We start from the raw sequence: 13,614 nt of genomic DNA on the forward strand, positions 1-13,614 counted from the left end.
TAATTATAAACAAATTCAATTATATAGGCAAGGAATGTCTTTTTATTCCAAATAAAAAAAGAATAGGTTTCCCTATCCTTTTTTATGGGGCATTCTGTCCCAAAAATCATCTTTATTTGCTTGTCGACTACGCGCGATACCCATTTGATGAAAGTTAACATCATCTGTGATCGTTGAACCCGCTGCCGTGATGCTTTCATCAGCTAAAGTCACGGGGGCGATAATCTTCGTATTTGATCCGATAAAGGCACGGTCACCGACTATCGTATCAAATTTATTCACGCCGTCGTAATTGACGAAGATCGTTCCGGCCCCAACGTTCACATCTGCTCCTAATTGAGCATTACCAACATAAGAAAGATGACCAACTTTAGCTCCAAGGCCAACTGTTGCCTTCTTGACTTCAACAAAGTTTCCCAAATGTGCTTGGTCTTTGATATCAGCCAATGGCCGCAGATGAGCATAGGGACCAATTGTTGTCTTGTTTCCCACTAGTGCTTCTTCAAGTTGCGAGGAAGTAATAATGTTTTCATCCCCAATTGTTGAATCCTCAATTCGGGTGCCGGCTGTCAAAACGTTTTCTTGACCAATCACCGTCTTTCCCTTCAAGGTCACGTTGCCTTCAATCACCGTGTCTTGGCCAATTTGAACACCTGCATCGATATAGGTATTATCAGGATCAATTAATTCAACACCATTTTGCATGTGTCCCTGATTAATCCTCATTCGCATAATCTTATTGGCTGCAGCCAAGGCAACGCGATCGTTGACCCCCATCGATTCGGAAAAGTCCATCGTCTGGTAGGCCCCAATCTGTTGCCCCATTTCCCGCAAAATGTCGAGCGTATCAGGCAGGTAATATTCGGCTTGAACATTATCATTACCAACCTGAGAAAGAGCTTGAAACAAGAGTTGATTATCGAAAATGTAAACACCTGTATTGATTTCTTGGATACGGCGTTCCGTGACGGACGCATCCTTTTCCTCAACAATCTTTAAGACCATTTCGTCCTCACCACGGACAATCCGACCATAACCCGTTGGATTTTCTGCAAAGGCCGTCAAAACCGTAACAGCATTCTTGGTCCGAGCGTGCTCATCCAAAAGCGCCTGCAGCGTTTCCGTTGTAAAGAGTGGCGTATCCCCTGATAAAATCAGTGTCGCCCCCTGGTTATCAGCTAATGCCTGCTTCGTCTGCAAGACAGCGTGACCGGTTCCTAATTGCTGTTCTTGAACAACGAAGTCGGTCTTCCCGGCTAAGTGGTCTTGAACCTGCTTGGCCCCGACGCCGGTGACCGTTAAAATTTTATTTGGCTTCAATGGTGCCACCGCAGCAACTACCCAATCAACCATTGCCCGACCGGCAACTTGGTGCAAGACCTTTGGCAGGTCTGATTTCATCCGCGAACCGTTCCCGGCCGCCAAAATGACAACGTTTGTGGCTTGCATCGTTTCTTATTCCTTACCTTGATAAATTTCTGCAAAATAGTTTCCTGGCTGCACACTAATCGACTGACCAGAGTCCAAGTTGGTTTCAACGTGCAACAAAGAAGTATAATCCTCTAACAAACGGACATTTGACCGACCTTCAGCAAAGACAGCTGTCCCAACAACAGTACCACCAAATTCGCGGACCAAAGTTTGCATTCCCTGAATGGTTCCGCCAGCCTTCATAAAGTCATCGACAATCAAGACGCGGGCGCCGGCCTTCAAAGACCGCTTAGATAAGGCCATCTTTTCAACGCGCTTTGAGGACCCAGTCAAGTAATTAACTGAAATCATCGAGCCTTCGGTCACCTTAGCATCATCACGAACAATCACAAAAGGCACATTTAACTGGTCAGCAACTGCTTGAGCCAAAGGAATTCCCTTCGTTGCAGCGGTCATCACTGCATCAATTTCTTCCCCAACATACTGAGTTGTAATCAATCGTCCGGTCTGTCGTAAGACATTTGGCTGTCCTAACAAATCAGATAAGTAAACATAGCCGCCCGGCAAAACGCGAGATTCATCATTGACAATTTGGCAAATACCATCAACAAAGTCTTTGGCTTCGCCAGCTGCCATTAAGGGTGTATAGTAAACTCCTCCGGCTGCCCCTGGATAGGTTTTGACTTCACCTGTTCCACGTGCTTTATAGGTCCGGCGAATGATTGACAAATCTTCGGAAATTGACGATTTTGCCGCTTCATAGCGATCAGCAAAAAAGTTCAGTGAAATCAGTTGGCGCGGGTGGTCCAATAAATAATGCGACATATCGACCAAACGGTCAGCTCGACGTGTTTTCATAGGTATTTTTGTGGGCAAAAAGGCTGCCCTTTCCTCCTCAGAGTATTAATTTCCATCGCAACTATTATAGCATAAAACCAGGAGTTAAAAACGAACATTCGTTTTTAACTCCGGTTTTTATTAATATTTGTTACAAAAAGGTTGACCTAATCATTTTATTCCTTAGCTAACCAAATTGAAAGCAGATAAATCAACACTTCAATCCCAGCAATAAAGGCAGAGGTTGGCAGGTTCGTTACGTAGGCCAAAGCCAATCCAATCCAAGTTCCGAACAAGGCAAAGAAGACCGATAAAGCCATCAAACGACCAACAGAACCCTGATAATAGCGGGCTGAAGCTGCCGGCAAAGTAACCAAGACAAAGATTAATAATGAGCCAACTAATTGTGAAGAAATGGCTACGGATAGTGCCATCACTACTAAGAAAAGGATTTTCAACCAGGTCTTTTTCCCTCGTGAAAGTAATAGTCCTGCCTCGTCAAAAGCCAGTAAGCGCAATGGTTTGTAAAACAAGAAAATAACGACAAAGACTCCCAGAGCCATCCCCGCCAAGATTAGCAAATCAGTGTGAGAAATCCCCAGCACGGAACCAAATAAAATGCCGGTTGCCGCCGAGTTGGCAGTATGGCCAAGGGCCAAGAAAAGAATTCCTAAGGCGATGGCAAAGGCTGAAACGGCAGAAGTCACGTTGTCCTGGCGGACCTTGGCATTTTCAAGCCCCCCAATTGATAACGCAGCCAAAATGGTAAAAATGACCATCCCCAAGAGTGGTGGCCAACCAATAAAGAAACCAAAGGCCGCACCAGCAAACGCAATTTCACTTAAAGAATGGCTCAAGAAGTTATATGACCGAGCCACCACGAAAGTTCCCACGATTCCAGCAACAATTGAAATCACCGTGCCGGCAATAAAAGCATTTTGCATAAAAACTTGATCAAACATATTTTACCTCCTGGCGGTGTTGTGAAGCAGCCGCATCTGGTAAATCAGCTGCTCGACCACTTTGAATTTGGCCGTCATATAACCAAAGGTAACCATCTGCATACTCTTTGATCCAAGAGGTATCGTGTGAAATCCACAAAACACCAATTTGGCGCCTTTGCTGCAAGGCGCGGACGCTCTTTACCAATGCTAAGGCATGGTTAGCGTCCAAAGCAGCGGTCGGCTCATCTAAGATCAACAAATCAGGCTCTTGGACTAGTGCTTGAGCAATATAGGCCCGTTGCTTCTGCCCACCAGAGGCATCCGATAGCCGTAGATCGGCTAAATCAGCTAAGTCAACTTGCTTCAAAGCTTGTTCAATGGCTGATTTTTCATGAGCATTGAGCCAGGGACGTAGCCCTGATTTTAAGCCTAGGGCGATAAAGGACCGAATCGTCAGTGGGTAATCATCCCCTAAATCACGAAACTGTGGTACGTAGGCCAAGCTCTGGCTGTTGACCTCAATCATCGCCTTCTGTTTCTTGTTTTCATGGCCCAAATGTTTTTGACCAATGACCTCTTGAATCAAGGCCTTAATTAAAGTCGTCTTGCCGGTTCCATTTTCACCAACAATGACAGTAAAGCGGTGTTCATCAATTTTAAAGGAAACATCCTTTAGAATCAGACGATCACCAAAGGCAGCGGTAAAGTTTTTAACAACAATCTGCGCACTCATGGCATTCTCCTCTTTCGTTTTAAAACCAGACCAACAAAAAAAGCCCTGACGGGCTTTTTATGTATTTCCTTAATCGGCAAACGTGACTTCCACGTTATTCGTTAAAACGTCTGTGTAACTGTATGAAGCACGCTCAAAATCAGCTTCTTCATCTAGTTCAACCACAAACAGTGATGGGAAAGTAGAACGCAAGATTCCGGAACGTTCCGTAAATTTCTTACGACCTGCTTGAGAAACTACAGTGACTGTTTCGCCTATGTGCGCGTCCAAGCGCGACTTAATATCTTCCAAAGTTGACATTTTCGACCGCCTTTCTCATTAAACAAGAACTATTATAACACATTAGTAACAAAAGTTCAATATTAGCAAACATTGCGGTTTTTGGCGTTAACAGTTATCACGCATAGAATCCCTGTTCCATCAGGGCTAAATACAAGTCCGTTAATTGGTTGAGGGTTAGTTTTTCAGCTCGAACCCCCGGTTGAATATTCGATTGGTCTAGAGCACTTTTTAGCCGCTCCTTAATTGCTTCTTCCTTGCCGAAACGTTGTAGAAGATTATTCCAAAGTGACTTCCGTCGATGAGCAAATGTCGCCTTAACTAGCGAGAACAGTTGATCAGGATTATCAACTGGTTGGTCAGGTTCTCTTGGAGTTAGAGAAACAACAGCCGAATCCACATTTGGTGACGGATTAAAGGCAGTTCGTGGCACTGTTAAGGCAGTCTGAACATTAGCGTAGTAAGACAAAGTAATCGACAAAACACCATATTCCTTCGTCCCCGGCTCAGCCGTTAGGCGGTCAGCCACTTCCTTTTGCATCATTACCACTAGTCGGGACCAGTTAATCTGTGCCTGCAATAAACCTAAAAGAATGGGTGTCGTGATATAGTACGGCAAATTAGCAACCACCTTGACCGAACGATTCAGTCCAAAATGTTCAGCTAACGTTTGCTTCAAGTTAACCTCTAAGACATCATCGTTTTGAACCGTGACATTCTCATACGGTGCCAAGGTTTCACCTAAGACCTTGACCATGTCCCGGTCAATTTCAAAGGCGAGGACCTCGTCGGCGGCCAGGGCCAAATATTCGGTTAACCCACCAATACCAGGGCCAATCTCGACTACGGCGTCCTCTTTACTCAACTCTGCTGCAGCTACAATCCCAGTTAGAATATTTTGATCAGTCAAAAAATTTTGACCAAACTTTTTTTTAGCCCGCAGGCCATACTGATTTAAAATTGCTTGAGTCCGCATTGGATTGGCAATTTTAATTGACTTTTCCATTAATGTTTCCTTTCAAGGCTGCCACAACCTGCTTTTGCATAATGCCATAGGCTAAAAGGCGATGATACAGTTGTTTGCCATTAGCATAACCAATTTGTAGGTTTTGCCCTAGTAAAATTCGTTGTTCCTTGGCAGTTGGCCCACCAATTAAGCCCAAATCCACCAGAAAGTCCCGATCAATGTCAGAATTCGGTCGAGATCGACCAACTTGCCGATCAGCCGCCACCAGGCAGGCAGACAAAACACTCAACGGTGCATGTTCCACCCCCAATGATTTGTGGGGATTGTCCTTTTGTGCCCGACCCTGCTCCTGGCTAATTGTTGCTTGAGCAACTTCCGGCACTGCTTCAGTAATTAATCGCCGTAACCGGTTTCCATTAAAATCCGGATCAGTTAGTACAATGGCCCCCCGCTCTGAAGCCGCCTTTTGAATGCGAACGATAACCTCTTCGCCCAGGGCTGCTCCCCTGGTTTCGATCGTGTCACAATCAACCGCTTGGCTTAAGCGCTTTGTATCCGACCACCCTTCCACGACAACCATCGCCTTAATTTTGGGTCGGTCAGTCATGGTTCAAAAAAGCCCGTTCAGCGTTTTGCTTAGTTCGTGTTGCCAGATCATCAGCTGACATTGAAAGTGTTTTGGCCAAATCATCAATCACAAACTTAGTCCAACCAGGTTCGTTGCGTTTACCACGATTTGGACTTGGCGCCAGGTATGGTGCATCTGTTTCCACCAAAATTTGGTCCAATGGGATAACCTTGGCTGCTTCTCGAACTTCTTCCGCTTTTTTGAAGGTCACCACACCAGAAAAGGAAAGATAATAACCTAAATCAGCGAACGCCTTGGCCTGTTCTTTGGTACCGGAGAAGGAATGAATGACCGCCTTTTTCACCTTCTGCTCCTTTAAAACACGGTAAACATCATCGAAGGCTTCTCGGTTATGGATAACAACCGGTAAATCCTTTTCTTTTGCCAAACCAATTTGTGCTAAAAAGGCCTTCATTTGAACATCTTTATCGGTATCAAAGTGATAATCCAAGCCGGTTTCACCTACGGCAACAACCTTATCTTGGTCCAACTGTTTGGTAAGCGTCGCAAGAGCCGACTCATCAAAATCAGGTGTATCCTCAGGCTGATAGCCTAAGATAGCGTAAACGCCGTCATTTTCTTCTGCAATGGCTAAAGCCCGTTGATTGCCAACTGCGTTATAGCCGACAACATTCATTTCAACTACTTGGAATTCATGTGCCCGCGCTAAGTATGCTGGCACATCAAAGTACAGTTCATCGTCATTCAAATGTGTATGACTGTCATATGATGGTGCTGGTTGTTCATTTGGATGGTAAATCGCCATGATGGCCTCCTTTTTTACTTCCTCTATTCTAGCACAGGATGGCATTTTTCTTTTGAATTCGTGAGGAAATAGACAAACATTATTACCAAAAAATACTAATTCCCGTGCTGATATGTGAACTAGTGGCCTGTTGATAAAAAAAGACTACTCAGCAACTTATCCCCCAAAAAGCGAGGTTTTGAACTGAGCAGTCCTCATTTTAAGCACCGACTGGTGCATAATTCTTCAAGACACCGTTAACAAACTGAGCATCTTGCTGGCTAGCAAATTCCTTGGCAAGTTCAACCGCTTCGTCCACTACAACCTTGTAGGGTGCCGGTTCTGGCATCTGCAATTCATAAACTGCGATGCGCAAAATAACAAGGTTAACCCGTGCAATTCGGTCAACCTTCCAGCCTAAGGCTAAGTGTTTTGCGATATCAGCATCCAATTGTGTTTTTCGCGCTAAAACACCGTTAACCAGTTGGGGCAAAAAAGCATGATAATCTTGATCACCGACAACTAAGTCATAGACCAAATCCATTTCAGCTTCATCTGGCGTCTTGTTGGCGCAAGCAAAGAGAATCTGGACGGCCGCTTGCCGTTCTTCATGTCGTGATAATTGAGTCATTAGCTGGGCTCCTTTGCCAGGTCATGATCAAACAAATGGTCTGGGTCCAGGGTATTGTTTGTCTCATCGGGGACCAAATCGGCAATATTCACGTTCACTTCCGTAACCGTTAAGCCAGTCAAATCAGCCAAGTTTTTCTTGATTGATTGTTGGATAGCAAAAGCCACCTTTGGTACGACAACACCGTAATGCAAAACAACAGAGACGTCAAAATTCAAACCATCTTCATCGTTTTCCAATAAAACACCCTTTGTTTTGGCAATATTGGTTAAAGATTTTGGAAAATGGTCGTAGACATTTGTTTGCATGGCCGCGACACCCTCAACCTCAAGGGTTGCTGCCTGTGCAATCAATTCCAAGGCGTGCCGAGCAACCATTGTTTGCCCATCTTCCATTTTTTCAGCGGATAGTAAAAAGTTCTTATTCGCTAAGTTGGCTTGCTTGACCATTGTTCCTCCAATCAACCGATAAAATCGGTACCAATAAATACAAAAGACTGCTTCATCAAGAAAGCAGCCTAAGCAACCTTAGGCCCGACCCTTGTAGGACCCATCTTCAGTATTAACAATGATGGTTTCACCTTCGTTAACAAAATCTGGCACTGTAATAGTGGCACCAGTTTCAACAGTAGCAGGCTTGCCTGAACCAGTAGCTGTTGCGCCCTTGATACCAGGTTGCGTCTCCGTTACCTTCAAAGTAACAGTTGATGGCAACTCTGCCCCCAAGACTTCTGAACCATACATCGTAATCTTAACTTCCATTCCTTCAAGCATGAACTTCAAGGCTTCTTGCAAGTTATCATCTGAAATGTTGATTTGTTCGTAAGTTTCAGTGTCCATAAAGACACGACCGTCGTTTTCGGCGTACAAGTATGACATTGGGCGCGTTGTAATTTCGGCCTGTTCAAACTTATCACCAGGACGGAAGGTTACTTCGTTAACCGCACCCGTCCGCAAGTTCTTCAACTTAGAGCGCACAAAGGCTGCTCCCTTTCCAGGCTTCACGTGTTGGAATTCCAATACACGCCAGATTGAGTTTGAGTATTCAATCGTCAAACCTGTCTTCAAATCATTCATGCCAATTGCCATGAGTATATCCCTCGTTCGTTAAGTAATTGTATTTTATTATAACAAATTTTTAGTCAATACGCACTCTTCTTTCAAAATGACGGTTTTATATCAACTCGCTTTGTCAGCAAAAGATTAAACCAGCACCAGTTTCCATTATATATAAATACTTTCCAAGACATTGATTTGGTATTTACTAAAAATTAAACACAAAAAAATTTGATTATTAATGACAAAACGATTCGTACCAACAACTATTTTTTTGACAAAGGCTACGCCTTCTTAAGAAACCGCCCCATCCCCTGCCAGCTGTGGTAAAATAAAAGTTAAGGTTTTCGTTCGTGATCAATTAAAAATTAAACTTGGAGGAACAAACATGGTTTACAAAGTTTACTATCAAAGTCATTTCGACCGCAATCCAAAGCGGGAAAACACTGAGGCCTTTTACATTGAGGCCGAATCAAAGCCAGCCGCGCTCGCAGCTGCGCAAGCAAATACCGAATTTAACATCGAAGATGTTGAAGAATTATCCGATGCAGCACTGGTGTACGAACAGGCTAACCCGGAATTTAAGTTAACAACCTTCGCCTAATGTCAGCAGTTGATATTAAGGAAAACGAAGTCGGCGTTTACGCCCTTGGCGGACTTGGCGAAATTGGAAAAAACACATATGGAATCCAATACCAGGACGAAATTATCGTCGTGGATGCCGGAATTAAGTTTCCGGAGGACTCCCTTTTAGGAATTGACTATGTCATTCCAGACTATTCGTACTTAGTCGAAAACATTGACAAAGTAAAAGCTCTGGTGATTACCCACGGACACGAAGACCACATCGGGGCGATTGCTTACTTTTTACAAGCCGTCAATGTACCAGTTTATGCTGGCCCACTGGCAATGGCCTTAATTCGTAACAAGTTAGAAGAAAAGCAGCTCTTAAACCGCGCTGAACTCCATGAAATTACGGATGGGTCGGTAATTGAATTTAACCAAATGTCAGTTGAATTCATTCGCACCACTCACTCAATCCCAGACGTTTTTGCCGTTTCAGTCAAAACACCCGTTGGAACGATTGTTGAAACCGGTGATTTCAAATTTGATTTAACACCAACCACCAAGCAAAAACCAAACCTCTGGTCAATGGCTCGTACTGGCGAAGAAGGTGTTTTGTTACTAATGTCCGATTCAACTAACGCTGAGCGGCCCGAGTGGACAAAATCAGAAGCCTGGGTTGAAAAAACTGTTCAAAAACTTTTTGAACAACTCAAGCACGGCCGGATTATTTTTGCTACTTTCGCTTCCAACATGAACCGAATCAAAATGGCAACAGATGCAGCCATTGCTCATGGTCGTAAGATTGCCGTCTTCGGCCGATCAATGGAATCAGCCATGACGAACGGGCGAGCCCTTGGATACTTAAACATCCCGGACGATGCTCTGATTGAGCAGTCACAGATTAAAAATATCCCAGATGACGAACTTTTGATTCTCTCAACCGGATCACAGGGAGAATCAATGGCCGCTTTGGCACGAATTGCTAATGGGACGCACAAGCAGGTTCGCTTAAAGCCAAACGATAACGTGATTTTTTCTTCTTCCCCAATTCCTGGGAACACAGCCTCTGTTAACGCTGTAATTAATAAACTAGAAGAAGGTGGCGCTAACGTTATTCATGGTAAGTTAAACAATATCCACACTTCTGGTCACGGTGGCCAAGAAGAACAAAAGTTGATGTTATCATTAATGAAGCCTGAATACTTTATGCCCGTCCACGGTGAATACCGGATGCTCAAAGTCCATGCTGGCCTAGCCGAAGAGTTGGATATTCCAAAGGACCATACCTTTATCCTAGAAAACGGTGATGTCCTCGCTCTTGACGGTGTGAATCCACCACGGATTGCCGGACACTTCCCTGCCGAAGATACTTATATCGATGGCTCAGGAATTGGTGATATTGGTTCGATCGTCTTACACGACCGCTTAAAATTGTCACAAGATGGTTTGGTCATCGTCACAGCGACGATTGACTTAAAAAAGAAGGAAATCCTTTCCGGACCTGATATCCTATCCCGTGGTTTTGTTTACATGCGTGAATCTGGTGACCTCATTAATGATGGTCGTCATGTCATTTTCAATACGATTCGTAAGGCAATGTCTGCAAAGAATGCTAGTGAATCCGATATTCGTCAGGTCATCATTGATGATCTTTCCAAATATTTGCATAAAGAAACGGCTCGTAAGCCAATGATTTTGCCAATGCTGATTATGATTTAAAACACAAAACGTCTAAATGATTTTATCGTTTAGACGTTTTTTTCAGACTAAAATCTGCTATTATTAAAGGGTATCGTTAACATTTTGTTTAGGGTTTTACTTGTTTAACGATTAATTATCCGTTTCTATCCCAAAAAGGAGCTTTAAGAGATGACAGAACGCAAGATTCCGGCGATTATGGGAACACAACACCCTGATAACGCCAACGCCCCCTTCTGGGACACCGCACAACAACCTTTCATCAGTGCTTACCGGGAAACTGATGAAGCCTTTCAAAATTACCAGACCCTCGATGTTGATGAATACATGTGGGACTGGGAAGGGAAACACGCCGATGCGGCAGTCATCGACCGCCTTTTCTCAACCCACTATGAATACTTTAAGGAACACCAACTTGGTCGTGACAAATTTTTGACGTTCCGTTTCCCAAATATTTGGGAAGAAAAAGGCTACAACTTAATGCAAGCCATGACGGCCTTTTTAAGTTCCGAAGACTTTGCCAATGACCTTGGTTTTGACCAACGCCCCTTGTTTGAAGCCATTTTACCAATGGCTCAACGTGCTGATCAAATCATTGAAATGCAGCTTTTGTTTGAAAAGCTGGCCCAGTTCAAAGATGCAACCTTTACACCCACGGAAGACAACAAGGCTTACATCGAGATGATTCCACTCTTCGAAGACTTTGAAACGCAATACCACGCACCAGAAATTTTAAAGGAATACTTGAACCTACATGAAGAACACTTTGGCTTCCGGCCAAAGCACCTGCGTGTCTTTTTAGCCGGTTCTGATTCTGCTCTTTCAGCCGGCTTTATGTCTTCCATTATTGGAAATAAGTTAGCCTTAGCGCGCTTGCACCAATTTGCCGAGAAGGAAGGTATCGCCATCTACCCAATTTCTGGAACGGGGTCTGCCATCTTCCGTGGTGGCCTTTCACCTCAACGTGTCAAACGCTATGTCCGTGAATTCCCTGGTGTCAGAACAGCAACTGTTCAGTCAGCATTCCGTTATGACTTCTCCATCGACGAAACAAGGGCCGGCATCAAGTACTTGAAAGAAGAATTACCAAAGGCAAAGCCATTGGTAATTAGCGCTGAAGACGAAGCCATTCTTTCCGATATCGCCCAAAAATCAGCAGCCTTCTACCAGGAAACACTCGAACAATTAGTTCCTGACGTCCAACCAATCTTCAAGGCCTTCCCAAAGCGCCGTGACCGTCGTCAGCACGTGGGGGTTTTGGGCTATTCCCGTTCCGTTGATAACATCGAATTACCCCGAGCCATTAATTTTACCGGCGCCTTTTATTCAATCGGTGTACCACCCGAATTTATTGGTTTTGGCCGGGCATATGAAAGCCTCAATGAAGAACAGCTAGCTGTCTTGAACCGCTATTACCCAAGTATGCGCGCTGATTTTGGTGAATTAGCTCACTATATCAATTGGGATGCCCTTCAAATTTTGAAGACGCAAAGCCCAGCCTGGCAAGATGTCGAAGAAGACATCGTCATCCTCAAGGATGCCTTTGACCTCCACATTGGACCAGAAACAATGGCTGAGCAACAACACGCCGAAATTGCCCTCCAAGTTGTTGAATTCAAGGAAGGCGCTTCCGTGGCCATTACCGCCTTGATTAATCGTATGGCCCAATTGCGTCATTTCTTGGGTTAAGCAAACGATTAAAGTTCAATCACCATAAAGACTACCTGATGATTTAAAGCAAAAAAATTAGGTCAGCTCATTGAGCGGCCTTGAGGACTAACGGCCGTTATTGAATTGGCGTCAGTCCTTTTTGTTTGTTCTGAATGCTTTTACCTTCTTGATTGATCTCTTTGGCACAATCATACTAACTTTGCAAAGATAATGACTATTAATCGGGTCTGCTTTGACTCATTTGAATATAGTCAATACCCGCAATTGGTCTGTCTAAATTTGGGGAATCATATCACTCAACTTAGTCTTTTTACTTTGCTCGTTATTTCTTTATACCAAAGACCGACAGCAAAACAAATGTCAAGAAAAAAATCATCACCAACCTTGATTTTCTGCTATAATCGACGTATTCTGATAAACGTAAAATGATGCCCGCCGTTTGGGTATCCGGCATGCACTGGCATGCCTTTTTTAACGACATAGCAAAGACTTAAAATTATGACATCAGCACACTTTATTATTGATACAACCTTGATTCGCCCAAAAGATCTTGGAGCCTTGGATCAAATCAAAAGTCAATTAACAGCCGCCCAAGCGGTCACAAGTTTTCAAAAGGCCTCTACGCACATCTCGGTCTACAGCCTTGCCCGCAAAATCGCTAAGACCATGCAAACAGAAGCCAGCCTCCCAATCGTCGTCATTGGTAATTCGGCTTCCTTGAATGCAACTTTAGCCGCAATTTTAGACTTTGATGATACCCTGCGCTGGCCACTTTTGTTAATTAACTGGGGGGATAAAAACCACTCATCCAGTCATCTTGTGCATCAAATTTTAACTGCTTTAAATACCCAAACTATCCGGCAGGTTTCTCTTGGACTAGTAACGGGCTCTGTTCCAAAGCAGGGTAAGCAATACTTCTTGGATACCTTCCAAGTTGGTCCTGATTTTTCAGCCATTTTACCTGAATTCAATCAAAAATTTGCATGGAAACATGCCTTTCAGCAAATATTTTCTTTTTGGGGCCAGGCTTCCCGCAACCAAAACAAAATCAGTTTTTCTTGGACCCTTCGTTTTGGTCAGACCTATCAAAACCATTCCAAGACACTCGGTTTACAAATTATTCCGAGCAAAGATGGCAACACAGCCGAAATCCGCCTAGTTAACCAACTGCCTTGGCCACAAATCATGCTGACCTATCTACGTGGTAAAAAAGGCGTGGAAAATCCTAGTCGAAAGGGCTTTACAACCATTCCCCTAACCATTCCTGCCGATTTTCATATCAAAGATATTCAGTCGGTCAAAACTGATGGCCGCCCCCTTCAATCCGGGGCCTATTCCTTCACCATGACAATCGCGGGGACTTACCCAATCATGGGAGTTGCCGAAAACTAATCAACACAAATTAAAAGACCTGGATGCGTCCTTTGA

15 protein-coding genes are annotated in these 13,614 nt (G+C 44.0%); 4 read left to right on the forward strand and 11 right to left on the reverse strand.

All coding sequences use genetic code 11. The features are described 5' to 3' along the window. Nucleotides 1-72 precede the first annotated feature (72 nt). From glmU to efp, 11 genes are all read right to left on the reverse strand, one after another. Nucleotides 73-1,449 (reverse strand): bifunctional UDP-N-acetylglucosamine diphosphorylase/glucosamine-1-phosphate N-acetyltransferase GlmU, encoded by a 1,377-nt coding sequence (gene glmU / locus ACSYSH_RS02725; protein WP_252773672.1) that lies wholly within the window; start codon nucleotides 1,447-1,449, stop codon nucleotides 73-75. A gap of 6 nt (nucleotides 1,450-1,455) precedes the next feature. Next, entirely contained in the window at nucleotides 1,456-2,289 is an 834-nt protein-coding gene (gene purR / locus ACSYSH_RS02730; RefSeq protein ID WP_489815864.1) for a pur operon repressor, read from the reverse strand. A 155-nt stretch (nucleotides 2,290-2,444) separates the two neighbouring features. Further along, nucleotides 2,445-3,230, reverse strand: a complete 786-nt coding sequence (locus ACSYSH_RS02735; RefSeq protein WP_489815865.1) for a metal ABC transporter permease — start codon at nucleotides 3,228-3,230, stop codon at nucleotides 2,445-2,447. Next, on the reverse strand, nucleotides 3,223-3,945 hold the full coding sequence (locus tag ACSYSH_RS02740) for a metal ABC transporter ATP-binding protein (protein WP_489815866.1): 723 nt from the start codon (nucleotides 3,943-3,945) through the stop codon (nucleotides 3,223-3,225). Before ACSYSH_RS02740 ends, ACSYSH_RS02735 begins: the two co-directional genes overlap by 8 nt. Before the next feature lie 69 nt (nucleotides 3,946-4,014). Then, on the reverse strand, nucleotides 4,015-4,245 hold the full coding sequence (locus tag ACSYSH_RS02745) for a Veg family protein (protein ID WP_252773668.1): 231 nt from the start codon (nucleotides 4,243-4,245) through the stop codon (nucleotides 4,015-4,017). 97 nt (nucleotides 4,246-4,342) lie between these two features. Further along, nucleotides 4,343-5,230 carry a 16S rRNA (adenine(1518)-N(6)/adenine(1519)-N(6))-dimethyltransferase RsmA gene (gene rsmA / locus ACSYSH_RS02750; RefSeq protein ID WP_491702427.1) on the reverse strand — a complete coding sequence of 296 codons (888 nt, stop codon included), beginning with the start codon at nucleotides 5,228-5,230 and terminating at the stop codon, nucleotides 4,343-4,345. Further along, entirely contained in the window at nucleotides 5,214-5,798 is a 585-nt protein-coding gene (gene rnmV / locus ACSYSH_RS02755; protein ID WP_489815868.1) for a ribonuclease M5, read from the reverse strand. The genes rsmA and rnmV overlap by 17 nt, the downstream gene beginning before the upstream one ends. Further along, the gene (locus tag ACSYSH_RS02760; RefSeq protein WP_491702426.1) at nucleotides 5,791-6,585 is read right to left on the reverse strand and encodes a TatD family hydrolase; all 795 of its coding nucleotides are present in this window, start codon (nucleotides 6,583-6,585) and stop codon (nucleotides 5,791-5,793) included. The genes rnmV and ACSYSH_RS02760 overlap by 8 nt, the downstream gene beginning before the upstream one ends. A 199-nt stretch (nucleotides 6,586-6,784) precedes the next feature. Then, nucleotides 6,785-7,195, reverse strand: coding sequence for a transcription antitermination factor NusB (nusB, locus tag ACSYSH_RS02765; RefSeq protein ID WP_252773664.1), 411 nt, complete (start codon nucleotides 7,193-7,195; stop codon nucleotides 6,785-6,787). After that, complete coding sequence (locus ACSYSH_RS02770; protein ID WP_489815870.1) at nucleotides 7,195-7,644, reverse strand: Asp23/Gls24 family envelope stress response protein; 450 nt, start codon at nucleotides 7,642-7,644, stop codon at nucleotides 7,195-7,197. Before ACSYSH_RS02770 ends, nusB begins: the two co-directional genes overlap by 1 nt. Before the next feature lie 78 nt (nucleotides 7,645-7,722). Next, on the reverse strand, nucleotides 7,723-8,283 hold the full coding sequence (gene efp / locus ACSYSH_RS02775) for an elongation factor P (RefSeq protein WP_047975283.1): 561 nt from the start codon (nucleotides 8,281-8,283) through the stop codon (nucleotides 7,723-7,725). 355 nt (nucleotides 8,284-8,638) lie between these two features. Between efp and ACSYSH_RS02780 the strand changes: the two genes are divergently transcribed. The 4 genes from ACSYSH_RS02780 (at nucleotide 8,639) to ACSYSH_RS02795 (ending at nucleotide 13,578) form a co-directional block, all read left to right on the forward strand. Next, nucleotides 8,639-8,854 (forward strand): RNA polymerase epsilon subunit, encoded by a 216-nt coding sequence (locus tag ACSYSH_RS02780; protein ID WP_252773662.1) that lies wholly within the window; start codon nucleotides 8,639-8,641, stop codon nucleotides 8,852-8,854. After that, nucleotides 8,854-10,536 (forward strand): ribonuclease J1, encoded by a 1,683-nt coding sequence (gene rnjA / locus ACSYSH_RS02785; RefSeq protein WP_489815871.1) that lies wholly within the window; start codon nucleotides 8,854-8,856, stop codon nucleotides 10,534-10,536. Before ACSYSH_RS02780 ends, rnjA begins: the two co-directional genes overlap by 1 nt. A gap of 150 nt (nucleotides 10,537-10,686) precedes the next feature. Continuing rightward, nucleotides 10,687-12,204 carry a phosphoenolpyruvate carboxylase gene (gene ppcA / locus ACSYSH_RS02790; RefSeq protein WP_489815872.1) on the forward strand — a complete coding sequence of 506 codons (1,518 nt, stop codon included), beginning with the start codon at nucleotides 10,687-10,689 and terminating at the stop codon, nucleotides 12,202-12,204. A 480-nt stretch (nucleotides 12,205-12,684) separates the two neighbouring features. Continuing rightward, on the forward strand, nucleotides 12,685-13,578 hold the full coding sequence (locus ACSYSH_RS02795) for a hypothetical protein (RefSeq protein ID WP_489815873.1): 894 nt from the start codon (nucleotides 12,685-12,687) through the stop codon (nucleotides 13,576-13,578). The last annotated feature ends 36 nt before the right edge of the window (nucleotides 13,579-13,614 follow it).

Source organism: Fructobacillus sp. ESL1117 (assembly GCF_058508565.1).

Excerpts from the sequence above, each read along its gene's own strand:
- glmU (WP_252773672.1), bottom strand. The coding sequence starts at position 1,449 with ATGCAAGCCACAAACGTTGTCATTTTGGCGGCCGGGAACGGTTCGCGG.
- purR (WP_489815864.1), bottom strand. The coding sequence starts at position 2,289 with ATGAAAACACGTCGAGCTGACCGTTTGGTCGATATGTCGCATTATTTA.
- ACSYSH_RS02735 (WP_489815865.1), bottom strand. The coding sequence starts at position 3,230 with ATGTTTGATCAAGTTTTTATGCAAAATGCTTTTATTGCCGGCACGGTG.
- ACSYSH_RS02740 (WP_489815866.1), bottom strand. The coding sequence starts at position 3,945 with ATGAGTGCGCAGATTGTTGTTAAAAACTTTACCGCTGCCTTTGGTGAT.
- ACSYSH_RS02745 (WP_252773668.1), bottom strand. The coding sequence starts at position 4,245 with ATGTCAACTTTGGAAGATATTAAGTCGCGCTTGGACGCGCACATAGGC.
- rsmA (WP_491702427.1), bottom strand. The coding sequence starts at position 5,230 with ATGGAAAAGTCAATTAAAATTGCCAATCCAATGCGGACTCAAGCAATT.
- rnmV (WP_489815868.1), bottom strand. The coding sequence starts at position 5,798 with ATGACTGACCGACCCAAAATTAAGGCGATGGTTGTCGTGGAAGGGTGG.
- ACSYSH_RS02760 (WP_491702426.1), bottom strand. The coding sequence starts at position 6,585 with ATGGCGATTTACCATCCAAATGAACAACCAGCACCATCATATGACAGT.
- nusB (WP_252773664.1), bottom strand. The coding sequence starts at position 7,195 with ATGACTCAATTATCACGACATGAAGAACGGCAAGCGGCCGTCCAGATT.
- ACSYSH_RS02770 (WP_489815870.1), bottom strand. The coding sequence starts at position 7,644 with ATGGTCAAGCAAGCCAACTTAGCGAATAAGAACTTTTTACTATCCGCT.
- efp (WP_047975283.1), bottom strand. The coding sequence starts at position 8,283 with ATGGCAATTGGCATGAATGATTTGAAGACAGGTTTGACGATTGAATAC.
- ACSYSH_RS02780 (WP_252773662.1), top strand. The coding sequence starts at position 8,639 with ATGGTTTACAAAGTTTACTATCAAAGTCATTTCGACCGCAATCCAAAG.
- rnjA (WP_489815871.1), top strand. The coding sequence starts at position 8,854 with ATGTCAGCAGTTGATATTAAGGAAAACGAAGTCGGCGTTTACGCCCTT.
- ppcA (WP_489815872.1), top strand. The coding sequence starts at position 10,687 with ATGACAGAACGCAAGATTCCGGCGATTATGGGAACACAACACCCTGAT.
- ACSYSH_RS02795 (WP_489815873.1), top strand. The coding sequence starts at position 12,685 with ATGACATCAGCACACTTTATTATTGATACAACCTTGATTCGCCCAAAA.